Origin of the sequence: Acinetobacter indicus (assembly GCF_009914475.1) — a bacterium.
Classification (GTDB): Bacteria; Pseudomonadota; Gammaproteobacteria; order Pseudomonadales; family Moraxellaceae; genus Acinetobacter; species Acinetobacter indicus.
On the sequence record NZ_CP045198.1, the window covers coordinates 743,907 to 769,406 of the forward strand.

Below are 25,500 nucleotides of genomic sequence, written 5' to 3' on the forward strand. Positions count from 1 at the left end.
GATGCAAGCACTTAAAATTATTATTCAGGGAAATGTGCAGGGCGTGGGGTATCGCCGCTGGTTTGAACAGCAGGCGCAAGAACTGCAGCTAACCGGCTATGTCAAAAATCTGGACAATGGTGATGTCGAAGCAGAAATTATTGGCGAGGAAATGCAGATTCAGGAAATTCTGAAACGCAGTCTGGTTGGACCATTGCGGGCACAGGTCACTAAAATTGAGCGCATCCCGTTTGATCCGGCAGAACGTGAATACACCCATTTCCAGATGATCCGTTAAGTAGAAACTCCCGATTTGGACATCCCCTCACCGGGATCAAGATGGCTTCCAGTTAGCGCCGTCTGCTGCTAGAACGGCTACGGCCGCGCGCCATACCACCCAGGGCATTCAGTACCGCCATTTTGCTCATACTGCCGGAGGCGTGGGCATGGCAGATGGCAGCAGCCAGCGCATCAGCTGCATCAGCTTGCGGTTTAATGCTTAAATTTAACAGCTTCATCACCATCATCTGCACCTGTTCTTTATCGGCTGCCCCATAGCCGACCACAGACTGCTTGATTTGGCGGGCGGTATATTCCGCCACCTGTAAATCCAGATTGGTCAGTGCGGCAATGGCAGCACCACGCGCTTGACCCAGTTTCAGTGCCGAGTCCGGGTTTTGCGCCATAAAAACCTGTTCAACTGCGGCCTCAGTCGGGCCATGAAATTTTACAATCCGGTCAATACCACCAAAAATACGTTTCAGGCGTTCAGGCATTTCCGTGGTTTCGGTCCGAATGGTGCCGGCATCTACAAAACGCAATTTTGAGCCATCACGCTCAATAATGCCGTAACCGGTAAGCCGGGAACCGGGATCGATACCAATAATCAGTGACATGCCAAGCCTTAAAAAATTACATCAAAATGAATTATATGATTTTACAGCGGTATTGTGTGAGGGAATTTGCAGCAACCGGTGCAGATACTCAAGACTATCAACAATGCTTCAAACTCGCTGGAGCTGCTATTAAAAATAGCAGGGACAATATATAGGTTATCTTGGTAAAAAAGGCTGCATCTTCATTTTGGCTTAAGTTTCGGGGTTTATACTGTACATCTACAGTCAAAAGCCGTGCAGTACAGTGGCCGCGGCAGTGTTTATCGGGCTGTGGCTGCTGCTCGTGTATGCGGCTTATGTTTATTTTTATCGTGCTACAGCATAAAGCTCAGGTCTGTCATTGAAAATATTAATGACAGGCCTGCACTTTAAAAATAGAATAATGCCCATATTGTTACATAAGCGTGTCAAAAAAAGCTTGATGCTGATTAAGCAGTTGATGCCTGCACTCTATTTATTTTGTTGAGATTAGATTAATTTTCATGAAATTATTTCTTATTATTCTGGCTGGTTTAATTCTGGAAGTATTCGTCTGGATCGGCGTGGGTGACCTGGTCGGTAGCATGTGGTACGTGTTCTTCTGGTTTATTGCCGCCTTCTTTATTGGTATGAATCTGATCCGTAAGTATTCTGCGGGCATCATGCCACAAATGCAGCAGATGCAGATGGGACAAATGAGTGCAGATCCGGCATTAAGCAATAACTTGCCTAAAATCTTTGCAGGTTTCCTGCTGTTGATTCCAGGTCTGATCACCGATGTGCTGGCTGTGCTGATTATGATTCCGGGCGTACAAAATGCCTTTAAAGCGGCCATGATGAAAGCGATGATGAAACGTCAGCAAGCCATGATGAACCAGATGATGGGGGGCATGATGGGCGATATGAATGGCATGGGTGGTGGTGCACAAGGCCAGAATCCATTTGCTGATCTGATGCGTCAGATGCAGGACATGCAAAACCAGCAGGCGGGCCGTGACTCGACTATTATTGATGGTGAAGCGCGCGAAGTGACGCCAGAAGCAAAAAAAATTGAAATGAAAGATGTGAATAAACACTAAGCCATCTTTATTTGAAAAACCGGATCTGCAAGGATTCGGTTTTTTTATGCTTGCAGTGCTCGTATATTTTTGAACGGGCGATATAATAAATGACTTTTTAAGCTTCTCCCTGTGTTATGTCCTTACTGTTGACCATTTGTGCCTTACATTTTGTGGCACAGCTTAGTCCCGGCCCCGATATTATTCTGATTGCCAAAAGCTCGGCATCGACCACACGTCGCAATACCATTCATATTATTGCCGGAATTTCATTGGGCATTGTGCTGTGGGTGGTTTTAACCCTGCTGGGCTTTACCGTTCTGGTCGAGCAGTTTCCATGGATTCAGCAGGTATTGATGCTGATAGGCGGTTTGTTTCTGGCGAAAATGGGCTGGGCCATGCTCAGTGGCGGACTACGCAGTTTAAAACAGTCTAGTGCACTGGAGGATGTGCAGGCACAGAGCTCTGCACAGAAAAACTATTTTTTACTGGGCCTGTTCACCAATTTATCTAATCCTAAAACCCTGATTTATTTTAGCAGTGTATTTTCATTGGCGCTCAGTTCATCGGCCAGTGATTATTTAAAAGCACAGCTGGCAGTGATTATTCCGCTGCAAACCTTCCTGACCTTTGTGTTGCTGATGCTGTTATTGTCACAGCCGAAAATTAAGGCGGTGTACCAGCGTTCAGGCAGTTATATTGATATTTTATCGGGCGCCTTATTCCTGATTTTTGCCCTGTGGCTGGGCTATGACGCCATCGGTATGTTCTGATTCAGAATCTGGCTGATCCTGTTTACTAACCAAAGCAGAAACAGCCGTTTCTGCTTTTTTATGGGCAGATGAATAACGGTTTGGTGCCAGAGTGGTTTCGGTATTTTCAGAGCCATGAAAACGGCGGCTGCGGTTGGCGCGTTCGCGTAATCCGCCTTTTTTGATCAGTTGTACCATCTTCATCCTCCTGTATTTCAGTCCGCTAGTTTAAACAAAAGGGCAGCCGGATGCATCTGACTTAAGAGTAGTCCGATAAAATTATTGGCAGAGAATACGGTGTTAAAGCAGCAGCTTAAGTGTCTGAAAGCGTGCATAAAAAGATAAATAAAGTCAACAAAAGAAGGCAGGGTTTACTTAAGCTTACATAGACTCACCAGTAATAGAGCTTGCTATGCTACACAGGCTCACATAAGATAAAACAATATTACAAAAAGCGTTTTTCGCATGATGTAAAAATAAAAACAAGAATTACAGTAAATTAGGAGAACTGCCTATGCTGTACCATCAATACCATTGCTCATGTTGCAATCAAGTGGTGGCGTCAACAGAAAAAGAATGTCCAAATTGCGGTTCACACAATATTCGTAGTCCTTATGGTTTCTGGATGTTCTGTATTTTAAGTTGTCTGGCCTTTGCGGTTATTTTTAAAGTCGTGCATGTCTATTTGCAGGACCATCAGGAAACCCCGACACAGCCGACTTTATTGGAAGTCTTAAAACAGGAATCCAGCTAACTGGATTCCTTGAATCTGATGAGCTTAACTCAACTTTCGTTTAGCGGGATGACGCCAGAAAAGCGGCCTGATTCAGCACCGACAGTTCAGTATTAATGTCAAAAATTTTCCCGTGAATCTTGTCGATGCCAAAACTTTGCAGACGCGCCGTGTGCATCTGTAAATATTGTTCTGCATGATGCTTTGTATCAAACAGGTAAATCCCGCCAGCCTGCTGGGTGTCACTATTTTCGGTCCAGATTTTCCAGATGAGACCTGGTTCCTGGTTAATACTAGCTGCCAGCTCGCGATAGGCCGTGGCCATTTCTGCGCCAAAAGGGCCATTTGAAGGGAAATCAACCTGAAGAATTACCGCCATCATGTTCATCCTGTTTTAAATGTTCCATCTTATTGTAAACAGTTTATGTTTTTATAAAATGATATTTCTGCCCAGAATTGCGATAAAGCAGACAATAAAAGACCCATCACGTGGATGGGTCTTTTAATATCTTCAGAGCTTAAAGGCCAGCAGCGGCTTTTAAGATATCGACTTTGTCGGTTTTTTCCCAGGTAAAGGCAGTGTCTGAACCTTCGCGGCCAAAGTGACCGTAGGCAGCAGTCTGCTTGTACATTGGTTGTAACAGGTCCAGCATACGGGTAATGCCGTATGGACGCAGGTCAAAGTGTTCACGAACTAGCTGAACAATCAGTTCATCAGCCACTTTACCGGTGTTAAAGGTGTTAATTGAAATAGAAGTTGGCTCCGCCACACCAATTGCATAAGACACCTGAATTTCACATTTGTCTGCCAGGCCAGCAGCGACAATATTTTTCGCCACATAACGACCCGCATAAGCAGCAGAGCGGTCTACTTTCGATGGGTCTTTACCAGAGAAGGCACCACCACCATGACGCGCCATACCACCGTAGGTATCTACAATAATTTTACGGCCAGTCAGACCACAGTCACCCACTGGGCCACCAATCACAAACATTCCGGTCGGGTTGATGTGGAATTTGGTGTCAGCATGGAACATGTCCGCAGGGATGATCTTTTTCACGATTTCTTCAATCACAGCTTCTTTCAGCTGTGCTTGACTAATTTCAGGATCATGCTGGGTTGACAGCACCACCGCATCTAAACGTACCGGTTTGCCATTTTCATAGGCAAAAGTCACCTGGCTTTTCGCATCTGGACGTAACCAAGGCAGGGCACCGCTACGACGCAGTTCAGCCTGTTTTTCCATTAAGCGATGCGCATAAGAAATTGGCGCAGGCATCAGCACATCCGTTTCACGGCTGGCATAACCAAACATCAAGCCCTGGTCGCCGGCACCCTGATCTTCAGGTTTTTGACGGTCTACACCTTGGGCAATTTCCGGTGACTGCTTACCAATCATGTTAATTACGGCACAGGTTGAACCATCGAAGCCGAGGTCAGAATGATGATAGCCAATACCATTGACGGTTTGACGTACAATCGCTTCAAAATCCACATTGGCTGTGGTTGTGATTTCACCCGCAAGTACGACCGCACCGGTTTTTACAAGCGTTTCACAAGCAACCCGCGCATATGGGTCTTCTTTTAAGATTGCATCCAAAATGGCATCACTGATTTGGTCAGCCATTTTATCTGGATGGCCTTCGCTTACAGATTCCGAGGTAAATACAGCGTACTCGCGCATAAGTCCTATCACAGTTATTTCAAAAGACGCAATATGTTACATCGAGTTAGACTTTAGGACTAGCTCAATACGACCAAATTGGCTGAATTTATTTCAATTCAATGACTTTTTATCTGATATAGGCATTTAAAAAACTGATATAAAATCCAAAACGGTATAGATTCATCATCCGGATAAACTTGAGTTTTAATTCAATAAATCACTATTTTAAAAGCGGCTGTATTTTTATAATTTATATTAAAAATCAATTAATTATCTTATTTTAAACGTGTGAGGTGCATTCTACCTGTCATCTTTTGGTCGTCATCATGCTCTAAAATGAAGTCTGTTGCTGTTGAGCAGGATTGTGCAGTTTTGAATTAAATTGAATGAATTTCACAATGAGCGCTTTTTTGTATAAAAAACCATCCAAATAGGCCAGTTGTGTAACATGAAAATCCGGATGAGCTACCCGGTTATTCGCCAGAAATTCAATTTTCTCATGCCTCTAGCCAGGAATTGTACGAAAATGCGCAGGCAAACGAATAAATACCGAAAAATTACCGCTGAGGCTTTACCCCATACGCTTTTTTTAAGACAATAGACGTGTTTTGAATTCCTATTCATCTTCCTTTATTAAACGATTTATTTGGACTCTGACCTATGACGACCCCGCTTAATGAACGTCGTATTGCAAACGCAATTCGTGTATTGGCTATGGATGCCGTGCAAAAAGCAAATTCCGGACATCCAGGTGCGCCGATGGGGATGGCAGACATCGCTGACGTGGTGTGGCGTGAATTTTTAAATCATAACCCGACGAACCCGCAATGGGCTAACCGCGACCGTTTTGTTTTATCCAATGGTCATGGCTCTATGCTGCATTATGCGCTGTTACATTTAACCGGTTATGATCTTTCAATTGAAGATTTAAAAGCATTCCGTCAACTACACTCTAAAACACCAGGTCATCCGGAATACGGCTATGCACCAGGGGTTGAAACCACCACTGGTCCACTTGGTCAGGGTATTGCCAATGCGGTTGGTTTTGCTCTGGCTGAAAAGACGCTGGCAGCGCAGTTCAATAAAGATGATATGCAAGTGGTTGACCATTACACCTACTGTTTCCTGGGTGATGGCTGCCTGATGGAAGGTATTTCTCACGAAGTATGTTCACTGGCCGGTACTTTAGGTCTGGGTAAACTGGTGGTTTACTATGATGACAATGGCATTTCAATTGATGGTGAAGTTGAAGGCTGGTTCTCTGATGACACTGAACAGCGCTTCCTGTCTTATGGCTGGCAAGTACTGAAAGTTGATGGTCATGATGCAGATGCTATTCGCGAAGCAACTGTGGCTGCCAAAGCTGAAACCGCTAAACCAACCATTATTATCTGTAAAACCATTATCGGTTTAGGTTCACCAAACAAACAGGGTAAAGAAGATTGCCACGGTGCACCGCTGGGTAATGATGAAATCGTGTTAACCCGCGAAGCGCTGGGCTGGACCGATGAAGCGTTTGTAATTCCTGAAGATGTGTATGCTGCTTGGGATGCGAAAACCAAAGGTGCTGAAACTGAAGCTGCCTGGAATGCTACTTTTGCTGCCTATGCAGCAAAATATCCTGCAGAAGCGGCTGAATTAAAACGCCGTTTAAGCGGTGAATTACCAGCAGAATTCCTGGCACAGGCCGATGCCTATATTGCTGAAGTGAACGCGAAAGCAGAAACCATTGCGACCCGTAAAGCCAGCCAGAATACGCTACAGGCTTTTGGTCCATTATTACCTGAATTATTGGGTGGTTCTGCGGACCTGGCTGGTTCAAACCTGACGCTTTGGAAAGGTTGCCAGGGCGTACAAGACAATGCCGCAGGTAACTATGTGCACTACGGCGTACGTGAATTTGGTATGACCGCGATTGCCAACGGTGTGGCGCTGCACGGCGGTTTCATTCCTTATGTAGCAACATTCTTAATGTTCATGGAATATGCGCGTAATGCCGTGCGTATGTCTGCGTTAATGAAGCAACGCGTAATTCATGTTTATACCCATGATTCGATCGGTCTGGGTGAAGATGGTCCTACGCACCAGCCAATTGAGCAGATTGCATCGTTACGTGGTACGCCAAACCTGAACACATGGCGTCCATGTGATACGGTTGAAGCAGCGATTTCCTGGAAATCTGCTTTAAGCCGTGCGGAAGGTCCATCTGCGTTAATCTTCTCTCGTCAAAACCTGCCATTCCAGGCGCGTACTCAAGCACAAATTGAAAACGCGGCCAAAGGTGGTTATGTGCTGGCTGAAGAAAAAGGTGAATTGAAAGCAATCATCATTGCGACCGGTTCTGAAGTGGCCTTGGCGATGGAAGCACATGCACAGCTTGAAGGTGTACGTGTGGTGTCTATGCCATGTGCTGAAGAATTCATGCAGCAAGATGCGGCGTATCGTGAAGCGGTTCTGCCATCGAATATCCGTGCCCGTGTTGCGGTTGAAGCAGCGCATGTCGATTACTGGTGGAAATTTGTGGGTCTGGACGGCCGCGTGATTGGTATGACCACTTACGGCGAATCTGCACCAGCCAAAGATTTGTTCCAGCACTTTGGTATTACCACGGAAGCAGTAGTTGCTGCGGTGAAAGAACTGACGGCTTAATCGCTCAGAAATTTCAAAAAAGACGCTCCGAATGGGGCGTTTTTTTATGCTAGTTTTAAAGGCTGAACAATATAAAAGAAGACCCACATGACAGCAATCAGTATTGTGCCTTTGGCACAGACCAGTCAGCCGCAATGGCAAGCACTTTGGGTCGGTTATCAGGCCTTTTATCAAACCAAGTTATCAGATGAACTGAGTGCCCATACCTGGCAGCGTCTGACATCAGCCGAGTCTGCGCATATGTATGGTTTTGCAGCCCTGCTTGAACAGCAGATGGTCGGCTTTGTACATGTGATTGAACATGACAGCTGCTGGACATTCAAGCCTTATGCCTATTTGCAGGATTTATTTACCCACCCCGATTATCGCGGGCAGGGTGTGGCCAGATTACTGATTGAACAGGTCTATATGGAAGCCAAAAAACGCCAGTGCGACCGGGTTTACTGGCTGACACAAGAAGCCAATCAAACTGCACAAATATTGTATGATAAAGTGGCACACAAGACCGGATTTATTCAATATAAACAAAGTCTGTAACGGCATCCATGCGTTAATCGTTTCATTGCTGCAACAGAACGTTTTATCTGTAGCAATGAACTCTAACAAGAAATCTATACACTAATAAGCATTCAAAAAGCGAGATAAAAGCATGAACTTTAAAGCACTTGTACTTGGTTTGGCGGTCACTTCAGTAGCAACAGCTGCGTTGGCAAAACCAGTGGCGTATCAAATTGACCCGACCCATACGGCAACTGTATTTAGCTGGGATCACTTCGGTTTCTCTACGCCATCAGGTAACTTCTCTAACATTCAAGGTACCATTAATGTGGACGAGAAACAGCCAGAAAAATCATCTGTAAACGTGACTATTCCATTAAACAGCCTGAACACCAACGTCAAAGCGCTGGATGAGCACTTAATGGCAGCAGACTGGTTTGATGCAGCAAAATATCCAACTATTACTTTCAAAAGTACCAAAGTTGAAACTCAGGACAAAAAGAACTTTAAAATCACAGGTGATTTAACTGTGAAAGGTGTAACGAAACCTGTAGTTCTGGATGCGGTACTGAACAAACAAGGTCCACATCCAATGACCAAAGCGGCAACTGTTGGTTTTAATGCCACCACGTCATTTGACCGTTCAGCATTTGGTATCGCCGGTTTTGTACCCAATGTAGGTGATAAAATTACTGTAAACATCACCACTGAAGCTTCTGTTGCTGCGAAAAAATAATCGCAAGAACAGCACAAAAAGCACCCGCTTCAGGGTGCTTTTTTTATGACGATGATAAATGTAAGGACAATTTAAAGCTTTCCGGTCAGCTTTGAGATTTTAAGCCGGCCAGAAACTGGCTCAGAACCGTCGCGCTGACCTGTTGCAGTTGCGGCGCGTATTGCTGATGATTGGCGCGTAAGGCGGGAATATTAATCTGGGCCTGACGTAATTCACAGGTATGGCCAATCAGCCATTTTTCTAAACTGTCTGCAGCAACTTCAGCGTGAAATTGTAACGCCAGAATATGTGGTCCGACCCGAAAGGCCTGATTCGGATACAGGTCGGAGCTGGCCAGTAATTCAGCCTGTGCTGGTAAATCAAAAGTATCGCCGTGCCAATGCAAGACCGGTGTATCGGCTAATGCTGCCAGTGGATGATGGACGGCATCTGCCAGACTGAGGCTGCTCCAGCCAATTTCTTTGGTATGGCCGGCATAGACTTTGGCACCCAAGGCATAAGCAATGAGCTGTGCACCCAAACAAATACCAATAGTGGGTAATTTCTTTTCCAGACGTACTTTTAGTAAGTCTATTTCTTTTTGTAAGAAAGGATAGTCTGTGGTTTCATAAACGCCAATTGGGCCACCCAAAATAATCACCAATCCTTCATGCGCAAACGCCTTTTCTAGATTTTCCACACCGGCTTCAAAATACCGTACCCGTAAACCTTGTTCATACAGGACATCTTCCCACGCGCCGAGGTCTTCAAACGCAAGATGTTGAATGGCATAGACAGTGTCGGGTAAATCGAACATGGCAGATACTTCAGGCTGAAAGGGAGATTTAATGTAACGTGAAATACACTCGAACTAAAGCGTAGCGTATGAATAAAGGATAGACTTTTAACTTGATCTTCCGGTTTATACAACGCTGAAAGAGCGTGCTGCGAAAGTCATAGCATTTTATGTCGCAATAAAAACGCCCGATGCAAATACATCGGGCGCAGCTTGAAACGGTAACTTCAACGCTGTTGGAATCCTAAAGATGAGTCTTTAGAAGAAGCCAGCAGGTTTAGTTGAGTAGCTCACCAACAAGTTTTTGGTTTGTTGATAATGTTCTAACATCATCTTGTGGTTTTCACGGCCAATACCTGATTTTTTATAACCACCGAAAGCGGCATGTGCAGGGTAGATGTGGTAACAGTTCGTCCAAACGCGACCCGCCTGAATAGCACGGCCTGCACGGTAAGAAGTGTGCGCAGAACGTGACCAAACACCTGCACCTAAACCGTAAATGGTGTCATTGGCAATTTTAATGGCTTCATCAAAGTCTTTAAATGTAGTCACAGAAAGCACTGGGCCGAAAATTTCTTCTTGGAAAATTTTCATGTCATTGGTGCCTTTGAAAATGGTCGGTTCAATATAGAAACCGCTACCCACTTCCTGACGTTCACCACCACCTGTTAAAACTTGTGCACCTTCGGCACGGCCTGTTGCGATACAACCCAAGATTTTGTCTTGTTGTTCTTGTGACGCCTGCGCACCAATCATAGTTTCAGTATCAAGCGGGTGACCTGTTTTAATGCGCTTAACACGTTCAATGGCTTTTTCCAAGAAACGGTCAGCAATACTTTCCTGTACTAGCGCACGTGATGGACAGGTACAGATTTCACCCTGATTTAGCGCAAACATAGCAAAGCCTTCGAGTGCTTTGTCTAAGTAGTCGTCATCTTGCGCCATAATATCTTCAAAGAAAATATTTGGAGATTTACCACCAAGCTCCAAAGTCACTGGAATGATGTTTTCAGTGGCGTATTGCATGATCAATTGACCGACCTGGGTCGAACCTGTGAATGCAATTTTGGCAATACGTGGATTGGTTGCCAATGGGCGACCCACTTCTACACCGTAACCATTGACTACGTTTAATACGCCTGCTGGCAATAAATCTTGAATCAGTTCGACCAAAACTAAAATGCTGGCAGGGGTTTGTTCTGCAGGTTTAAGTACGATACAGTTACCCGCAGCCAAAGCAGGTGCAAGTTTCCATGTTGCCATTAAAATTGGGAAGTTCCATGGAATAATTTGCCCCACAACGCCCAACGGCTCATGAAAGTGATAGGCAATAGTATCTTCATCAATTTCAGAAATTCCGCCTTCTTGGGCACGAATACAGCCTGCAAAATAACGGAAATGGTCAATCGCCAATGGAATATCGGCAGCCAATGTTTCCCGAACAGGCTTACCATTATCCCATGTTTCAGCTACCGCCAGTAATTCTAGATTTTGTTCTAAACGATCTGCAATTTTTAACAAAATGTTAGAACGTGTTGTAGGAGATGAGCTGTTCCATTGTGCTTTGGCTTTATGGGCTGCATCTAAAGCCAGTTCAATGTCTTCTGCCGATGAGCGTGGGACTTTGGTAAATACTTTGCCATCTACAGGAGAGATATTTTCAAAGTATTCGCCTTTTACAGGGGCGACCCACTCGCCACCAATAAAGTTTTCGTATTGTGCTTTAAATTGAACTTTTGAACCGGGTTGATTGGGATCTACATAACGCATAATTCTCTTCCTTTGATGGTTTTTTATAATCTGCCGTCATCTTTACCGTTTAGCACAATCCTGTGTCTAAAATCAGGTTAAATTTACGGCTAAGGTATAAGGTACTTTGGTACGTTATTTGTTTAGCATACCAATATAAGGTTGGAAAAAGGTTGGAAAGTTGCAGGTTTACAAGCAGCGAACAAATCCTTACAAAAGTAAGCGGTACAATGGATGTAATGCCCACAGGATTGTGAGAATCAATAATGATGAAAAAACAAGACCTATTGGAAAAAAGGCAGCATATTGAACAGTTTAGACAAAGCAGCAGTTTATCGCCGCTGCATGCGCAGCAAATTCAGCAGAGTATTTTAAAATCTTGGCAACGCTCTCAAATTGCTGAAATTCCTGTTGATCGGTTGGCAGCCCCGTTAAATTATAGTCTAACGCATACACATGGTGGTTCGGCCTTACAACGTGCTGTGCAAAACTGTGCAGAAGATTTAAGACATATCGCACAGCAGTCCGACATGGTGGCAGCCGTGGGCGATGTGGGCAGTACAATTATTTGGACGGCAGCGAGCGCGCAAATGCGTAATGTGGCGGAACAGGTGCATTTTGTAGAAGGCGGGCAGTGGCGTGAAGAGTTGGTGGGTACCAATGCTTTGGCTTTGTCACTTAAAACTCAGCAAGCAAGTTGTGTGTTTTCCAGTGAACACTTTATGTCATCGTTACATGACTGGGTTTGTTATGCAGCGCCTATTTTAGACCCTTATTCCAAACAAGTATTGGGTGTAATTGATTTATCGACTACTTGGAAAAACCATAACAGTTTGGGGATGTTGGCAGCAGAACGCTGTGCTTCTTTGATTCAAAATGCACTGCTTGATCAGCAAAAACAGCAGCTTTATATTCGCGCGTTTCGCGTGCCACAGGTGTTATTTAATGGCAAAGTGGTGGTGATGACACCGCGTCAAATTGAAATATTGGTGATTTTAGCACTTTGTCCACAAGGCATGAGTTTAGATACTTTACACCAAGCTCTATATGGTGAGCGTAAAGTCAGTATGGGCACGCTTAAAGCTGAGATGTCTCAATTACGTGATATTCTAGGCGGGATGCTTGGTTCGCGTCCTTACCGAATTTTGGCGCATATAGAAGCCGATTTTTTACAAGCTGAGCAGGCTTTAGATGCTGGTTATGTGCAGTCTGCCTTACAAACGTGTGCAGGAGTATTTTTGGCGAAAACTGAAAGTCCATTTTTATGTGCATGGCGAGATTGCTTAGAATCTCGCCTGAGTGATGCCATTTTTAATGCACAAGATACCGATGTATTGCTAAAACATTTGGCACGCAGCCCTGAAGCGATTGACGCAGTGGAGCGTTTAATTGAATTGATGCCCAAGGGGCATCCTGCACATCAAATTTTATTAAAATACACAGCTTAAGGGATGCATCAAGTCATTTAGCCGTTAATTCACTTCCTTTAGTTCAAGTTTTTAGTTTTATAGCCCCTTGCGGTTTAACCAGTCAAACAAGGACTGATACACTTCCGCACGGACTTCGGGCGCAGAAAGTACCAAATCATGCACGCCATTTTCAATTTGGCAAAGCTGAATATCGCCATGCATGTGATGTCCATATTTTTGCATATCTGCAACATTTAAAATTACGTCAGTGCGTTGCGCAATCTCATTCCATTGGCGTGGATAACTACTTTGACTCGCATGCATAATTAAGGTGGGTACACCTAAATGCACACTGGCATGAATTTCTTTTTGCGCTTCATGAATTGCACGTACAAAACTTAATCGCACTTTTGGATAACGCGGTTTCTTCCATTCCAAATTAAATAACCATTCACCATGATATTGTTTGTGTAGACTTGGTACATAAAATGGATTAAGGCGGCTTGGAAATTTCATTTCTGGCAGCAATTTGCCCAATTGGCTCAAACGAGGAATGCCGAATTTTTTCTCAATCTCGCTCATATTGAAATCATAAAAAGGGCTGTTACACCATAAACCACGAATCAGTGGATGATTGGGATGATGTGCCACATATAACGTGGTGATTAATCCACCTGTTGAATGTCCTGCCAAAATTACCGAATCATGTTCTTCTGTGGCAATTTGCTCAAGTGCAGCGGAAATTTCTGCATCATATTCAGACAAGCTGCGCACATTGTACCAATGTTGATGTGACAAATGCGAACGCCCATATTTACGCAAATCCAACGCATAAAAGTCATAACCGTGCTGATTAAACTGGTCTGCCATTTCAGTTTGAAAGAAATAGTCAATAAAACCATGAATATAAAGTACGGCTTTATGGGTTTTCTGTTCGGCTTTTTTGCGTACCAAGGTAGCAATCACTTTGCCTTCATAATCCGAAGGAAAATCCAGCGTCATTTGTTGGTAATCGGCACCCAAAATATCGGGTTGATAGCTTGGTGTTGTTTTTTGTTTTTTACCTAACAGCATAAGGTGTTCGTCATCCATTTTATTTTGACTATATCCTTGATGCGCTGTGCGCATTTGTCAAATTGAATTATGCAAACCCTCTGCATCTACATCGCTTTAGTTTTATGCTGCGAGTTCATTTTGTTCTGAACAGCAAAAAAAAGCAGAACGCATCTGAGATGGTTCTGCCAAAGGGAAGGATAAAAATAAAACAGCAAAAGAGGAAAATTGAAAAAAAGATGGGAGATGCTGAGCAAATCGTGATTCACTCAGCAGGAGATTCAAATTACATCGCGGCTTTAAAAATTTCGACCACTTGTGCATGATTGGCTTTACGTGGGTTGGTGAGCATGCAGGCATCTTTTTGTGCATTTTCAGCCATAATCGCCAAGTCATTTTCTTTCACGCCTAACTCTGCTAAACCTGTTGGAATACCAATCGAGCTAGATAATTCACGAATTGCATCAATTGCGGCATAGGCAGCTTCTGTGATGGTTAATCCATCAGTATTGACTCCCATCAATTCTGCAATATCGGCATAACGCTCAGGGCAGGCAATCAGGTTAAACTCGCAAACATGCGGCAATAAAATTGCATTACAAACGCCGTGCGGCAAGTTGTAGAAACCGCCAAGTTGATGCGCCATGGCATGCACATAGCCTAGAGAGGCATTGTTGAATGCCATACCTGCCAAATATTGCGCATAGCTCATGGCATCACGTGCTTCAATATTTTCACCATTTGCCACAGCAGGGCTAAGCCACTGGCTAATCATACGAATGGCTTTTTCTGCACAGGCATCGGTAATAGGATTGGCTGCAGTTGAAACGTAGGCTTCTACAGCATGGGTTAAGGCATCCATGCCCGTTGCTGCGGTTAAACCTGCAGGTTTGGCAATCATGAGTTTTGGATCATCAATGGCGATGAGTGGTGTACAGCGCCAATCGACAATTGCCATTTTAACGTGCGTGTCTGTATTGGTAATAATACAGAAACGGGTCATTTCCGAAGCTGTACCTGCAGTGGTGTTAATGGCAATCAGTGGGGTCATTGGCACAGTACTTTTATCAATGCCTTCATAATCACGAATATGCCCACCACCTGCGGTCACTAAGCCAATGCCTTTGGCACAGTCGTGGGAAGAACCACCACCTAAGGACACAATGAAGTCGCAGTGATTGGCATTGTAGGCATCAACACCGTTATGCACGTTAATATCGGTCGGATTTGGCTCTGCACCAGCAAAGATATGGCTGGCAACGCCTGCTTCGGTGAGGTAGCCTGCAATGGTATCGGCAACGCCAAATTTAAACAGTCCTTCATCAGTCACAATTAGGGCTTTTTTGGCGCCTAAATTTTGTGCTCTTACGCCAATTTCTTTGGCACAACCAGGGCCGAAGAGTGACACACAAGGAATATAAAAACCGTTGGTTTGATCTGCAATATTTTTAAAAGCCATGCTCAGATTCCTTCTTGCATTGGATATTGGAATAATGTGTTGTTATCGCGGTGTTGAACCGTAATTTGAGTATCCATTGCTTTGTTGTGAAATCCTACCTACCAAATACCAACCCTAGTTGCTGATCAAAGAGTGTAAAATAATCACTTGAAAATTATGGATTTTTAATTTGTTTTATTATCTGAAGTAGTGCGCAGTCTATAGGCAAGAGCACAAATCTTGTTTATAGTATTTTTTGTATCTCTAATTTTAAGGTGTGAATACAGCACACACATATTTAAAGTGTAATTCAATTAATAAGTGGCTTAAGCTAGATTGAAGAATTGTCCACTTTTTGCGGATGGGAAATAAAAAACAAAAAATAGGGATGTATCACGTGATGGGTCTATTCGGTGTAATCAAATAAAAATAAGATGACACTTAGATAGACCGCACTTAAGCATGAGGAGCGTATATGCAGCCAAGTCGCCAGCATAGCCAGTTGCATGCCGTTGCACAGCAATTGGTTCGTATTTCCAGTGTGGCCGCAGAAATCTATCAAGATCAAATGGATCTGGTTGGGCATTTTACAGCACAAAATATGTTTCGAATTGATCCTTTGCAGCATCGGGTCGAATTGTTGAATGGTCTGTTTAGCCTTGAATTTTATTCGCCAAAATCGCATACAAATTTAATAGAAACCCACTTTGAATTTGCGCGGCAACAGCAAGAAGCGTTTGAAGATTTTTTCTTACATGATCTGCATTTTTTGACAGGGGATTTAAAACCGCAGCATTCCTTATTTTTGCGTAAGCAGGCGCAGCAATTGCGGCAATTGATTCTGCAGCAAGTTTATCTTTGGGTAGATGGTGCAGCACGGGTTAAGCAATTGTTGTTGCATTTAGATGCTATGCAGGCGCAAATTTTAGATCAGGCATTAATGCAGGTAGACGATCAGTATCAACCAGTATTGACCAAATTTGTGCAGCAAGGGCAGCCGATTCCTGAAGATGTTTTAACTGCTTTATCGACACTATGCGCTTTGGAATTTGTAGAGGGTGAAACCTTTTTGCCAGTGCAAGCACTGATGCTAAGTTATGATGATTTTTGTTTTAGTGCAGCAGAATTTCTACCTAAAGCCATGTATCGTATTTTAAGTATCTCATTTCCAGAGCGATTTAATTTACAGGATTTAATCGATCATCAGGACGATATTCGGCTGTTGTATCGACACGCGGTAGAGCAGAGTCATTTATTAGGCTTTGTCCGGATTATGAACCGTGCGGTCTGGGCCGAAGATAATATTCTGGCCAAGCGGCATTTTCTGGAAAAAAATACCCGCATCTGGCAGACCAAAGTTGCGCGTTTGCCACTGTTTGATTATCCACGCGCAGTCAACTGGCTGTTTCGGCAATCGAAACTGGTGCTGGACTGGCTCAGTGACAATATTCATCATTCCAGTGTCCGTGTGGCGGTGGTGGCGCTAAGTTTTGTTGATTGCAGCCAGATTCATCCACGCATTATTCTGGCCACCTTGCAGTATTTCCAGTATGCCTCGGCGCGGCTGTTTATTCAGAGCTGTGATCATTTTGCGCTGCAACATCAATGGTTTGAACATCAGCATAATTCCCGGGTGGTGCAAAAAGGCCAGCGCCAGTCACTGGAAGACCCGCGAATTAGCATCAGCCCGTCTATTTTGTATTTAGATGAATGGATGAATTTGCTGGCGATTGTTGCGGCACAGGATGAACTGCAGGTGAAACAGGTTTATGCACGTTTAAGCCGGGTGATGCAGGCCTATATGCTGCATCTGCATAAGGTCACGGCGGAACTGCCGGCTGAATTAATACAGTTTATTCATCCGGAGAGTCAGCAATCGCGTGACTTTATGCACTGTTTACGCCGTCATCAGCTGACGCTGGAACAATTTCGGCAGCTGTTTTATTTAAAGGCCGGGCCGGTGCGTGAATCGGTGTTTGATGCTTATGTGCGCGATTATCTGGTCGATTATTTTAATGAAAAAAATTACACCCCGAAAAATGTCAGCTGGAGCAGTATTTTTCAGCGCGCGGTGCGCTGGCATCATGAAGTACATAAAGCCGAAATTCTGGCCAAGCTGAAAAAACAGTTAAACGTCAGCCACTGGCCGCCCGTATCGCTACAAGGCAGAACCCAGTATCTGGGCTGGTGCTTTGAGGAATTGAACAGTCTGGACCGGATTATTCAGGAGTCGCGCAGTTTTCATCATTGTCTGGCGGTGAGTTATAGCCAGAAAATTATTGAAGGCGAATATGTGGCTTTTCATATGTCATCGCCGTGTTATCGCCAGTCCTTAACGCTGGGTTGTCATCTGCTCGATGGACAGCTGCGCTTTGATCAGCTGGAATATCCGAACAATCATAAAGCCGAACAGTTGCTGGTCAATATTGCGGAACAGTTTATTCAATGGCTGAACAGCCGCTTAAAACAGGACCCATCTGCCGGAACTTTATGACAAGTGATGTCGCCAGATGTGGTTTTTGCCTTAACTTTTTGCTGAAAAATGGGTAGGCTATAGCCGTTCATCTACGGTATAGGTCTTATGAAACAGGAAACTGCACTCAAACTCTTAAAAGCGGGCGAAAATGTATTTTTAACAGGCTCGGCCGGTGCAGGGAAAACCTATACGCTCAATCAGTACATCAACTATTTAAAAGCACGTAAAGTGCCGGTGGCGATTACGGCCTCGACCGGAATTGCCGCCACACATATGAATGGTATGACCATTCACACCTGGGCCGGCATTGGTATTAAAGATGTCTTGTCTGATGCCGACCTGAAAAATATGAAAGAGCGCAAATACCTGAAAGAACATCTGGAAAATGCGCAGGTCTTGATTATTGACGAAATTTCGATGCTGCATGCCAAGCAGTTGAATCTGGTCAATCAGGTGCTGAAATATTTTAAGGAAAGCGATGAAGCCTTTGGTGGTATTCAGGTGATTGTCGCTGGTGATTTCTTCCAGTTGCCGCCAGTGGGCAGAAATGATGAACGTAATCGCGATAAATTCTGCTTTATGTCGGAGGCCTGGGTCGAGGCCAAATTCCGGGTCTGCTATTTGACCGAGCAGCATCGTCAGGGCAATGACTTTTTAAACGATATTCTCAATGCGATTCGTCGTCAGGATATTGGCCCGCAGCATCTGCAGGCGCTGCAAAATACCCGTCAGCAGGATATTGGCGACACCTTTACCCGTTTATATACTCACAATATGGATGTCGATACCATCAACTTTAAGCATTTAAATGAAATTGATGCTGAAAGTCGCCAGTTCGATGCCAGCTGTGATGGGAATGACAAACTGATTGAAACCTTAAAATCTTCGGTGCGTGCGCCTGAAACCTTGACCCTGAAAAAACATGCCAAAGTGATGTTTGTTAAAAACAACTTTGATATGGGTTATATCAACGGCAGTCTGGGCGAGGTGATTGGCTTTGAAGAAGATGATGAATATGGCTGCCTGCCGAAAGTCAAACTGACTGATGGCACGGTGCTGCTGGTCGAACCAGAAACCTGGTCGATTGATAATGAAGCCGGAAAAACCATTGCCAGTTTCCAGCAAATTCCGTTGCGTCTGGCCTGGGCAATTACCATTCATAAATCGCAAGGTATGACTTTAGAAGCGGCAGAAATTAACCTGAGCCATACCTTTGAAAAAGGTCAGGGCTATGTGGCACTGTCACGATTAAAAACCTTAGATGGCCTGCGTTTATTGGGCTTTAACGAGCAGGCGCTGGAGCTGGACAGTCTGGCAATTAAAGCCGATCGCCGTTTTCAGGAACTGTCAGAGGAAGCAGAACAGAATTTTGCCGAAATTGACCTGACCGCACAGCATAAAGCCTTCATCCGGCATTGTGGCGGCACCTTGAATGAGGTTGAAATTGAACGCAATGAACGGAAAATCGCACGCAGTGGCGGTAAGCAGAATTATGCCTCGGCAACGCTAGATGAAACCCGGGCCTTGTTTGAAGAAGGTTATGAGATTGAAGATATTGCCCATGAACGTGGCCTGACTCCAGCGACGATTATTAACCATCTGGCGCGTTTGCATAAGGAACAGGGACTGGATATTTCGGTGGCGCATCCGGGTGAGGAAGTGGTGGAGCAAATCCGCAAAATTTATAAACGCCTGCAAAAACGTCAGCAAAGTGATCATTTTAATGATGATGGCACGATCAAGCTGCGCCCGATTGTCGAGCTGACCAGTCCGCGCATGGGCTATGATCAGGTGCGTCTGGCCTTGCTATATGTAGAATAAACTTTTCATCCTTCCGTAATAAAAGAGCATCTTAAAGATGCTCTTTTTTATGCTTATTCGTTATTTAGACGTATTTCAACTCATCTTCATCTTGCTTAAAAACAGCGCCATCTCTTAACAGCTGCCTTATTTAGAATAATGAAACCAACTCATGGAATTTATGCTAAGATGAATTTAATTCATATTTTTATTTTTAAGGCGACATTGCATTCAGCGCAGTGCATCTCCTGATTTTGAGATACTTCATTTCCCATGCTTGAAATTCGTCATTTAAAAACCTTATTGGCCTTACGCGAACATGGTTCACTGGTGGCCGCGGCCAATGATTTATGCCTGACCCCATCTGCCATTTCCCATCAGTTGAAAGAGCTGGATCACTGGTATGGGGTGGAAGTGGTTAATCGTCGCTCGCGTCCGGTGACGTTTTCCAATGTGGGGCAGCGTTTGCTGAAACTGGCAGATGATATTTTGCCGCAGATCCAGATTGCCCAAACCGATATTACCCGGATTGTGCATGGGCAAACCGGCCGGATTATTTTTTCTTCGGAATGTCATAGCTGTTTTGACTGGCTGATGCCGCTGTTAAATCAGTACCGTCAGCAATATCCCGATGTTGATTTGGATTTTGCTTCCGGCTTTGAAGCCAATCCGCATGAATTATTACAACATGCCGAATTTGATTTGCTGATTACCGCCGACCCGATTGCCTTAAAAGGCATCGAGTATTTCCCGATTTTTGAATATGAGTCGCGTCTGGTGCTGTCCAATACCCATCCATTGGTACGTGCTGCGGACATTTCGGTGCAGGACCTGGCCGAAGAAACTTTAATTACCTATCCGGTGGATAAACACCGCCTGGATATTATGGCCAAGCTGTTTATTCCGGCCAATATCTATCCGAAAGCCATTCGCACCACAGATTTAACCCAGATGTTAATCCAGCTGGTGGCCAGCGGTCGGGGTGTGGCGGCCTTACCGGACTGGGTGGTAAATGAATATGAACAAAAAGGTTGGGTCACTTCACGCCGTCTGCATTGTGTTTCGGCAGAAGGACTACGCCGCACGCTGTATGCTGGTTATCGCAGTGAAGAAAAAGAAAAAAGCTATTTTGAAGGCTTCCTGAAACAGCTGGAAAAATTTTCGCAAAAGCGTAGTCATTACTATGCACAATAACATCCGCACAAATAGCGTAATTTTTGAGTAAATAATGGTGAGGATTCAGGTCGTTGAATCATCTGCCAGCTACGCCATTTATTCAGGAAAAACATAAGATGAGATGTTTTTTTAATAAATGGCAGTTACTGAACTTGATAAGCTCAAGTCACAAGATTGAAGTGAGTAAGGGTATGTCCAAAGTACAATGGTTCAGCAGGGATATTTGGATTATTTGTGCAGGTTTTGTCGCGGCGATGCATGTCGGTAAATTACCGCCAGCGGTGCCGGTATTACAGCAGGAACTGGGGATCGGGCTGGTACAAGCTGGTTTGTTGCTGTCGCTGGTGCAAGGGGCTGGTATGCTGTTTGCACTGACCTTGGGCAGTTATGTCGAAAAAATTGGACTGAAACGCTGTGTCTTGCTTGGACTGGGCTTACTAAGCGCAGCCAGTTTGCTCGGTGGGTTTAGCCAAAGCGTCAGCAGTTTGCTGCTGCTGCGGGTAGTGGAAGGATTTGGCTTTTTACTGGTGACCTTAAGTGGTCCGGCCTATATTCGCCAGCTGGTGCCGGCAGAAGAAATTTCCGCCAAAATGGGCTTGTGGAGTGCCTATATGGGCGGCGGCATGGGGATTTCCTTATTACTGACGCCGTGGCTAATCACCATGATGGGCTGGCAAGGGGTATGGCTGACGCTAACACTACTGACCTTAAACCTGTTTGCGCTGGTCGCCACCCGAGTGCCGAAACCGCAACAATCAACCCAGAAAATTGAAGTGTTTCAGCTGATCAAAACCACGCTCAAACATCCACCAGCGTGGATGCTGGCATTGATGTTCGGCACCTATGCCGGACAATGGTTTAGTCTGGTCGGTTTCTTACCGACGATTTATCAGCAAAACGAGATTTCCTTGACGCTGGCAGGCGCATTAACTGCCTCGGTGGCGATTGCCAATGCAGTCGGGACCTTTGCCTGCGGCATCATGTTGCAGCGCGGTTTGCTGCCTAAAACTTTAGTCCAAACCGGTTTTATCATCTTGATGCTGTGTGCCTTAAGTTTCTATATCTTTCAGGCCCAGTTACCATTTTTACTGCAGTTTGCCTGCGTGTTTAGCTTTTCGTTATTTGGTGGTCTGGTCGCCGCGGTGGTCTTTGCTCAAGCCTTGCGTTTTGCGCCTAGTCCGGTGGCCATTAGTGCGACCATTGGCATGATTTTACAGTGCTCAGCGACATCGCAGTTTCTGTTGCCACCAGCAATTGCTGCGATTGTTTCTGCCACCGGAGACTGGTTCTGGGTCGGTATTGTGATGGCTGCGTTCTCGGCAATGGGCTGGCTATTATGCCAAAAGCTGTTTCAGGCCGATGTACGTGCCTAATCGTGTATCCGTATCTCTTTAAAGCCGTGTCTGTATGAAGTGGCTATTTAGAACCAATCAATAACGATAAAATGCCGGCGGCAATTAATGGTCCGACCGGCACACCGCGCAGCAAGGCCACACCGGCAACCGTACCAATCAGCAGGCCAGCGACAATATTCGGTTGATGGCTCATCAGCTGTACCCCACGTGCACCGAGCCAGGCCACAAACAGGCCTATGCCAATCGCGAGTATGGATTTCCAGTGCATAAATGATTTCAGGATTTCATCACCGGGGATTTTACCGCTGGCAATGGGCGTTAGTACGCCAATGGTCAAAATGATAATGCCAATATTTAAACCATGCTGTTGCAAGAGCGGAAAATATACTTCCAGTGGTGTGATGCGAAACACGATTAACACCGCGGCGGCAATGGTGACGGCAGTATTGTGACTAAAAATACCGCAGGCCAATAAAATAAGCAGAACAATCAGGTTTAAATCGAGGTGTGACATACAGGCTGAACACGGTGGCATGGGAGAAAAAGAGGCCATTATTGTAGCCTTTTTCAGCGGGGCCTGCTGATAGATTCCAACTCCAGCGCGGTTTCAGTATAAAATACGCCATCTTCCATATTGATACAGCTTTCACTCCACAGGTAATTCGATGACTTTAGAAAAAATGTTGCAATCGCAAGGCTTTGGTTCACGCAAACACTGCCAGCAGCTGATTCAAAATGGTGCGATTGCCATTGAGGGTGAAGTCATCACCCAACCCAAACAGAAACTGCAGTTGCAGGGTTTAAAATTTTCGGTCTATGGGCAGGACTATACCTATCGGGAGAAGGTCTATATCGCGTTAAACAAACCGCAAGGTTATGAGTGTTCACATCAGGCCACCCATCATTTTAGTGTGTTTGATCTGTTTGACGATATTTTGCTGAATCGTGGCCTGCAATGTGTGGGACGTTTAGATCAGGACACCACCGGTTTGTTATTGCTAACTGATGATGGCCAGTTTTTACAGGCGCTGACCCATCCGAAAAAGCATGTGGCCAAAGTCTATCGCATGTACACCGCAGATCCGGTCACAGATGCGCAAATCCAGCAACTGGCAGATGGAGTCGAACTGCGCAATGAAAGCGGCATTTTTGCTGCCACCGATATTTGCCGTCTGGCCGAGCACGAGCTGGAAATGACCATTCATCAGGGTGTCTATCATCAGGTAAAGCGGATGCTGGCAGCAGTTGGCAATAAGGTGGAAAAGCTGCATCGTCAGCAAATTGGCGCTTTAAACCTGCCAGAACTCGAGTTGGGGCAGTGGATCTATTTAGATGACGCCCAGGTACAGCAGGCGCGTACCCGGATGCAGGATTAAACCGGCTTTTAATAGATTGGGCTATTTTAAGAAACAGTGGTAGGTCTGAAACTCATTGTCTTTAATAAAGCCCATCTGTTCATACAGTTGATGCGATTGATAGTTGTTGTTCTGGGTTTGCAGACTAATCCGTAGTGCATTGTTATGACGGGCAAAATGAATTGCGGTATCAATCAGCTGTTTGGCCGAGCCTTGACGACGATAGACCGGCGTCACATAGACATCATCCAGAATATAATAGGTGGTACAGGCCACCGAAGAAAAGCCTAAATACAGCAGGATAAAACCGGTAATCACCTCATCTTTCACATGAATAAAAATCACGCTTTCATGATTTTCAAAACGCTGTTGTAAAAACTGGTGTGAAAGCTTCAGGTTAGAAGATGCACCATAAAATTGACGATATTCATCAAATAATACGGCCAGCTGCTCGAGATCTGCTACGGTTGCGCGTCTGACAATCATCCATGACTCCCTGCATATCTTATTGTTGTCTATGCAGCATAACCAAGTTTTTAGCAGATTAAATTAAAATATTGTTTATAAATACAACACTGTTAACTTTTGTCAGTTTCACCCAAGAGGGCATTTAATTCGGCAAACAGGTCCAGATCTTCATCGTCCAGTGGGGAAGTGTCGGTGCTGACGGGCGCAGGTGTTGGGGTGGCCTGAGTATTTTGCTGTTCTTGCTTGAGCTTTCTTAACTTGATCAGCTGCTCCAGATTAATATTCTGGTTTTCGATAGAAAAAGGAATAGATTTGGTCAGAACGACCTGTTTAAAGAACAGACGAACCGCTTGTGCCGGTGTAATCCCCAACTGTTTAAACACGGCAAAAGCCTGTTTCTTTTCCTGAGAATCCAGGCGAATTTGATAAACTTCAGTTTTTCTCATGATTTTAATTAATTTAAGTGCACTTAACTGTGTAGACACATTTTAATCTAACCATTTGTAATTTCAATATTCATACACAGGAAAAATTGAAATAAATGTAATGACAATTAGATTACAGTGTCAGGTCAAATTGGGAGCTAAACGCCATTGCTGCTTTGCTGATTGGGTCCTGAAAGCAAATATCTTTGGCCAGAAGCTGTAAAGGCGCAGAAAAATCATCTTCCCTTTTATGCTGCACCTGCGGATAAAATGGATCGTTTAAAATAGCAATTCCAAGCTGATTTAAATGCACCCGCAATTGATGCTGCTTACCGGTGACAGGTTTAAGCAAATACTTTGCCAAATGACCGTTATGCGCTAACAGCTCAATATCGGTTTCGCTGTTGGGTACTCCATCCACCACCTGCATGGTATAAAACGGCTGACCTTTTTCCATGCGGTAACGGGTGGTGCAAGGAAAACTTAAATCGGCACGAAAAGGTGCAATCGCATGATAGGTCTTGCGGACCTGACGTTCGGCAAACATTTGCTGATAAAGACCACGACTGGCCGGCTGTTTGGAAAATAGCACCACGCCGGCAGTTTCCCGGTCTAAACGGTGAATCGGGGTCAGCTGTTCATTGCCAGTTTGCTGTTTCAAACGCACCAGTAAGGTTTGCTGCACATATTGTCCGGTTGGGCTCATGGTCAGAAAATGCGGTTTATCTGCCACCAGCAAATCTTCATTTTCAAATAAAATCTGGTGTTGAAACGGTACTGTTACTTCATGGGCTAAAAAACGATAGTAAAAACAGTGTGTATGTGCCTGAAAGGGACTGTCTGTGTTTAGACGCTGACCATGTGCATCATAGACCAGACCATCCTGAAAGCGCGACAGCCATTCAGCTGCAGAAATATGCGGAAACTGCTGGCACAGGTAGGCATACACTGTACTTGCCGATGATGGCTGCAAGTAAACTTTGCTGGCGCTAACACCATTAATCATCGGGGGAATAAAATCGGCAGTGGAGCTCATGAACGGGTGCACATCTCAAATTAGGTAACAAATGCTGT

Annotated in this window: 25 protein-coding genes; 13 read left to right on the forward strand and 12 right to left on the reverse strand. The window is 44.7% G+C overall.

Going from position 1 to position 25,500, the window contains the following annotated elements; genetic code table 11:
• Window position 1 precedes the first annotated feature (1 nt).
• Window positions 2-277, forward strand: a complete 276-nt coding sequence (locus GA693_RS04040; protein ID WP_005177399.1) for an acylphosphatase — start codon at window positions 2-4, stop codon at window positions 275-277.
• Window positions 278-329: 52 nt separating this feature from the next.
• Here GA693_RS04040 and ruvC read toward each other — a convergent pair whose 3' ends face one another.
• Complete coding sequence (gene ruvC / locus GA693_RS04045; protein ID WP_045795787.1) at window positions 330-875, reverse strand: crossover junction endodeoxyribonuclease RuvC; 546 nt, start codon at window positions 873-875, stop codon at window positions 330-332.
• Window positions 876-1,357: 482 nt separating this feature from the next.
• On the opposite strand from ruvC, the gene GA693_RS04050 reads away from it, so the two are divergent.
• Window positions 1,358-1,933: an FxsA family protein gene (locus GA693_RS04050; protein WP_016658253.1), complete on the forward strand. Its 576-nt coding sequence runs from the start codon at window positions 1,358-1,360 to the stop codon at window positions 1,931-1,933.
• 116 nt (window positions 1,934-2,049) lie between these two features.
• The gene (locus tag GA693_RS04055) at window positions 2,050-2,685 is read left to right on the forward strand and encodes a LysE family transporter (protein ID WP_005177415.1); all 636 of its coding nucleotides are present in this window, start codon (window positions 2,050-2,052) and stop codon (window positions 2,683-2,685) included.
• Here the strand turns inward: GA693_RS04055 and GA693_RS04060 are convergent.
• A complete protein-coding gene (locus tag GA693_RS04060) occupies window positions 2,632-2,862 on the reverse strand; it encodes a hypothetical protein (RefSeq protein WP_160241373.1) in 231 nt (76 codons plus the stop codon). The genes GA693_RS04055 and GA693_RS04060 overlap by 54 nt on opposite strands.
• Window positions 2,863-3,181: 319 nt before the next feature.
• On the opposite strand from GA693_RS04060, the gene GA693_RS04065 reads away from it, so the two are divergent.
• Window positions 3,182-3,418, forward strand: a complete 237-nt coding sequence (locus GA693_RS04065) for a hypothetical protein (RefSeq protein WP_370459256.1) — start codon at window positions 3,182-3,184, stop codon at window positions 3,416-3,418.
• A 40-nt stretch (window positions 3,419-3,458) separates the two neighbouring features.
• On the opposite strand, the gene GA693_RS04070 is transcribed toward GA693_RS04065, so the two are convergent.
• Both GA693_RS04070 and metK read right to left on the reverse strand, forming a co-directional pair.
• The gene (locus GA693_RS04070; RefSeq protein ID WP_104489002.1) at window positions 3,459-3,776 is read right to left on the reverse strand and encodes a monooxygenase; all 318 of its coding nucleotides are present in this window, start codon (window positions 3,774-3,776) and stop codon (window positions 3,459-3,461) included.
• Between the two features lie 139 nt (window positions 3,777-3,915).
• Window positions 3,916-5,082 carry a methionine adenosyltransferase gene (gene metK, locus GA693_RS04075; RefSeq protein WP_005177421.1) on the reverse strand — a complete coding sequence of 389 codons (1,167 nt, stop codon included), beginning with the start codon at window positions 5,080-5,082 and terminating at the stop codon, window positions 3,916-3,918.
• Window positions 5,083-5,724: 642 nt separating this feature from the next.
• Here metK and tkt point away from each other — a divergent pair.
• The 3 genes from tkt (at window position 5,725) to GA693_RS04090 (ending at window position 8,947) form a co-directional block, all read left to right on the forward strand.
• On the forward strand, window positions 5,725-7,713 hold the full coding sequence (tkt, locus tag GA693_RS04080; protein WP_005177422.1) for a transketolase: 1,989 nt from the start codon (window positions 5,725-5,727) through the stop codon (window positions 7,711-7,713).
• Between the two features lie 87 nt (window positions 7,714-7,800).
• Window positions 7,801-8,250, forward strand: coding sequence for a GNAT family N-acetyltransferase (locus GA693_RS04085; RefSeq protein WP_005177423.1), 450 nt, complete (start codon window positions 7,801-7,803; stop codon window positions 8,248-8,250).
• A 112-nt stretch (window positions 8,251-8,362) separates the two neighbouring features.
• Entirely contained in the window at window positions 8,363-8,947 is a 585-nt protein-coding gene (locus GA693_RS04090; RefSeq protein ID WP_005177424.1) for a YceI family protein, read from the forward strand.
• Window positions 8,948-9,032: 85 nt separating this feature from the next.
• Here the strand turns inward: GA693_RS04090 and GA693_RS04095 are convergent, their stop codons facing one another.
• Window positions 9,033-9,743 carry a glutamine amidotransferase gene (locus GA693_RS04095; protein WP_160241372.1) on the reverse strand — a complete coding sequence of 237 codons (711 nt, stop codon included), beginning with the start codon at window positions 9,741-9,743 and terminating at the stop codon, window positions 9,033-9,035.
• Between the two features lie 237 nt (window positions 9,744-9,980).
• On the reverse strand, window positions 9,981-11,492 hold the full coding sequence (gene exaC, locus GA693_RS04100) for an acetaldehyde dehydrogenase ExaC (RefSeq protein ID WP_005177426.1): 1,512 nt from the start codon (window positions 11,490-11,492) through the stop codon (window positions 9,981-9,983).
• 245 nt (window positions 11,493-11,737) lie between these two features.
• On the opposite strand from exaC, the gene GA693_RS04105 reads away from it, so the two are divergent.
• The gene (locus GA693_RS04105) at window positions 11,738-12,919 is read left to right on the forward strand and encodes a sigma-54-dependent transcriptional regulator family protein (RefSeq protein WP_070155198.1); all 1,182 of its coding nucleotides are present in this window, start codon (window positions 11,738-11,740) and stop codon (window positions 12,917-12,919) included.
• Window positions 12,920-12,976: 57 nt separating this feature from the next.
• Here the strand turns inward: GA693_RS04105 and GA693_RS04110 are convergent, their stop codons facing one another.
• Window positions 12,977-13,972: an alpha/beta hydrolase gene (locus GA693_RS04110; protein WP_160241371.1), complete on the reverse strand. Its 996-nt coding sequence runs from the start codon at window positions 13,970-13,972 to the stop codon at window positions 12,977-12,979.
• A gap of 247 nt (window positions 13,973-14,219) precedes the next feature.
• Entirely contained in the window at window positions 14,220-15,392 is a 1,173-nt protein-coding gene (mdh, locus tag GA693_RS04115) for an iron-dependent methanol dehydrogenase (RefSeq protein WP_160241370.1), read from the reverse strand.
• A 454-nt stretch (window positions 15,393-15,846) separates the two neighbouring features.
• Between mdh and GA693_RS04120 the strand changes: the two genes are divergently transcribed.
• The 4 genes from GA693_RS04120 (at window position 15,847) to GA693_RS04135 (ending at window position 22,196) form a co-directional block, all read left to right on the forward strand.
• Entirely contained in the window at window positions 15,847-17,865 is a 2,019-nt protein-coding gene (locus tag GA693_RS04120; protein WP_160241369.1) for a hypothetical protein, read from the forward strand.
• Window positions 17,866-17,952: 87 nt separating this feature from the next.
• Complete coding sequence (locus GA693_RS04125; RefSeq protein ID WP_152342351.1) at window positions 17,953-19,668, forward strand: AAA family ATPase; 1,716 nt, start codon at window positions 17,953-17,955, stop codon at window positions 19,666-19,668.
• 252 nt (window positions 19,669-19,920) lie between these two features.
• Window positions 19,921-20,841, forward strand: a complete 921-nt coding sequence (locus tag GA693_RS04130) for a LysR family transcriptional regulator (RefSeq protein ID WP_005177438.1) — start codon at window positions 19,921-19,923, stop codon at window positions 20,839-20,841.
• A 173-nt stretch (window positions 20,842-21,014) separates the two neighbouring features.
• Entirely contained in the window at window positions 21,015-22,196 is a 1,182-nt protein-coding gene (locus GA693_RS04135) for an MFS transporter (RefSeq protein WP_228153082.1), read from the forward strand.
• 43 nt (window positions 22,197-22,239) lie between these two features.
• Here the strand turns inward: GA693_RS04135 and GA693_RS04140 are convergent, their stop codons facing one another.
• The gene (locus tag GA693_RS04140) at window positions 22,240-22,692 is read right to left on the reverse strand and encodes a DUF441 domain-containing protein (RefSeq protein WP_034597660.1); all 453 of its coding nucleotides are present in this window, start codon (window positions 22,690-22,692) and stop codon (window positions 22,240-22,242) included.
• A gap of 151 nt (window positions 22,693-22,843) precedes the next feature.
• Between GA693_RS04140 and GA693_RS04145 the strand changes: the two genes are divergently transcribed.
• Window positions 22,844-23,554: a pseudouridine synthase gene (locus GA693_RS04145; RefSeq protein WP_005177444.1), complete on the forward strand. Its 711-nt coding sequence runs from the start codon at window positions 22,844-22,846 to the stop codon at window positions 23,552-23,554.
• Between the two features lie 21 nt (window positions 23,555-23,575).
• On the opposite strand, the gene GA693_RS04150 is transcribed toward GA693_RS04145, so the two are convergent.
• From GA693_RS04150 to GA693_RS04160, 3 genes are all read right to left on the reverse strand, one after another.
• Window positions 23,576-24,019, reverse strand: coding sequence for a GNAT family N-acetyltransferase (locus tag GA693_RS04150; RefSeq protein ID WP_005177446.1), 444 nt, complete (start codon window positions 24,017-24,019; stop codon window positions 23,576-23,578).
• Window positions 24,020-24,111: 92 nt separating this feature from the next.
• Window positions 24,112-24,447: a type II toxin-antitoxin system RelB/DinJ family antitoxin gene (locus GA693_RS04155; RefSeq protein ID WP_005177448.1), complete on the reverse strand. Its 336-nt coding sequence runs from the start codon at window positions 24,445-24,447 to the stop codon at window positions 24,112-24,114.
• Between the two features lie 112 nt (window positions 24,448-24,559).
• Window positions 24,560-25,462 (reverse strand): RluA family pseudouridine synthase, encoded by a 903-nt coding sequence (locus GA693_RS04160; protein WP_160241368.1) that lies wholly within the window; start codon window positions 25,460-25,462, stop codon window positions 24,560-24,562.
• Window positions 25,463-25,500 lie beyond the last annotated feature (38 nt).

What these genes read in the sequence shown, in the direction of transcription:
- GA693_RS04040 (WP_005177399.1), top strand. Translation starts at nt 2, where the DNA reads ATGCAAGCACTTAAAATTATTATTCAGGGAAATGTGCAGGGCGTGGGG.
- ruvC (WP_045795787.1), bottom strand. Translation starts at nt 875, where the DNA reads ATGTCACTGATTATTGGTATCGATCCCGGTTCCCGGCTTACCGGTTAC.
- GA693_RS04050 (WP_016658253.1), top strand. Translation starts at nt 1,358, where the DNA reads ATGAAATTATTTCTTATTATTCTGGCTGGTTTAATTCTGGAAGTATTC.
- GA693_RS04055 (WP_005177415.1), top strand. Translation starts at nt 2,050, where the DNA reads ATGTCCTTACTGTTGACCATTTGTGCCTTACATTTTGTGGCACAGCTT.
- GA693_RS04060 (WP_160241373.1), bottom strand. Translation starts at nt 2,862, where the DNA reads ATGGTACAACTGATCAAAAAAGGCGGATTACGCGAACGCGCCAACCGC.
- GA693_RS04070 (WP_104489002.1), bottom strand. Translation starts at nt 3,776, where the DNA reads ATGGCGGTAATTCTTCAGGTTGATTTCCCTTCAAATGGCCCTTTTGGC.
- metK (WP_005177421.1), bottom strand. Translation starts at nt 5,082, where the DNA reads ATGCGCGAGTACGCTGTATTTACCTCGGAATCTGTAAGCGAAGGCCAT.
- tkt (WP_005177422.1), top strand. Translation starts at nt 5,725, where the DNA reads ATGACGACCCCGCTTAATGAACGTCGTATTGCAAACGCAATTCGTGTA.
- GA693_RS04085 (WP_005177423.1), top strand. Translation starts at nt 7,801, where the DNA reads ATGACAGCAATCAGTATTGTGCCTTTGGCACAGACCAGTCAGCCGCAA.
- GA693_RS04090 (WP_005177424.1), top strand. Translation starts at nt 8,363, where the DNA reads ATGAACTTTAAAGCACTTGTACTTGGTTTGGCGGTCACTTCAGTAGCA.
- GA693_RS04095 (WP_160241372.1), bottom strand. Translation starts at nt 9,743, where the DNA reads ATGTTCGATTTACCCGACACTGTCTATGCCATTCAACATCTTGCGTTT.
- exaC (WP_005177426.1), bottom strand. Translation starts at nt 11,492, where the DNA reads ATGCGTTATGTAGATCCCAATCAACCCGGTTCAAAAGTTCAATTTAAA.
- GA693_RS04105 (WP_070155198.1), top strand. Translation starts at nt 11,738, where the DNA reads ATGATGAAAAAACAAGACCTATTGGAAAAAAGGCAGCATATTGAACAG.
- GA693_RS04110 (WP_160241371.1), bottom strand. Translation starts at nt 13,972, where the DNA reads ATGGATGACGAACACCTTATGCTGTTAGGTAAAAAACAAAAAACAACA.
- mdh (WP_160241370.1), bottom strand. Translation starts at nt 15,392, where the DNA reads ATGGCTTTTAAAAATATTGCAGATCAAACCAACGGTTTTTATATTCCT.
- GA693_RS04120 (WP_160241369.1), top strand. Translation starts at nt 15,847, where the DNA reads ATGCAGCCAAGTCGCCAGCATAGCCAGTTGCATGCCGTTGCACAGCAA.
- GA693_RS04125 (WP_152342351.1), top strand. Translation starts at nt 17,953, where the DNA reads ATGAAACAGGAAACTGCACTCAAACTCTTAAAAGCGGGCGAAAATGTA.
- GA693_RS04130 (WP_005177438.1), top strand. Translation starts at nt 19,921, where the DNA reads ATGCTTGAAATTCGTCATTTAAAAACCTTATTGGCCTTACGCGAACAT.
- GA693_RS04135 (WP_228153082.1), top strand. Translation starts at nt 21,015, where the DNA reads ATGTCCAAAGTACAATGGTTCAGCAGGGATATTTGGATTATTTGTGCA.
- GA693_RS04140 (WP_034597660.1), bottom strand. Translation starts at nt 22,692, where the DNA reads ATGTCACACCTCGATTTAAACCTGATTGTTCTGCTTATTTTATTGGCC.
- GA693_RS04145 (WP_005177444.1), top strand. Translation starts at nt 22,844, where the DNA reads ATGACTTTAGAAAAAATGTTGCAATCGCAAGGCTTTGGTTCACGCAAA.
- GA693_RS04150 (WP_005177446.1), bottom strand. Translation starts at nt 24,019, where the DNA reads ATGATTGTCAGACGCGCAACCGTAGCAGATCTCGAGCAGCTGGCCGTA.
- GA693_RS04155 (WP_005177448.1), bottom strand. Translation starts at nt 24,447, where the DNA reads ATGAGAAAAACTGAAGTTTATCAAATTCGCCTGGATTCTCAGGAAAAG.
- GA693_RS04160 (WP_160241368.1), bottom strand. Translation starts at nt 25,462, where the DNA reads ATGAGCTCCACTGCCGATTTTATTCCCCCGATGATTAATGGTGTTAGC.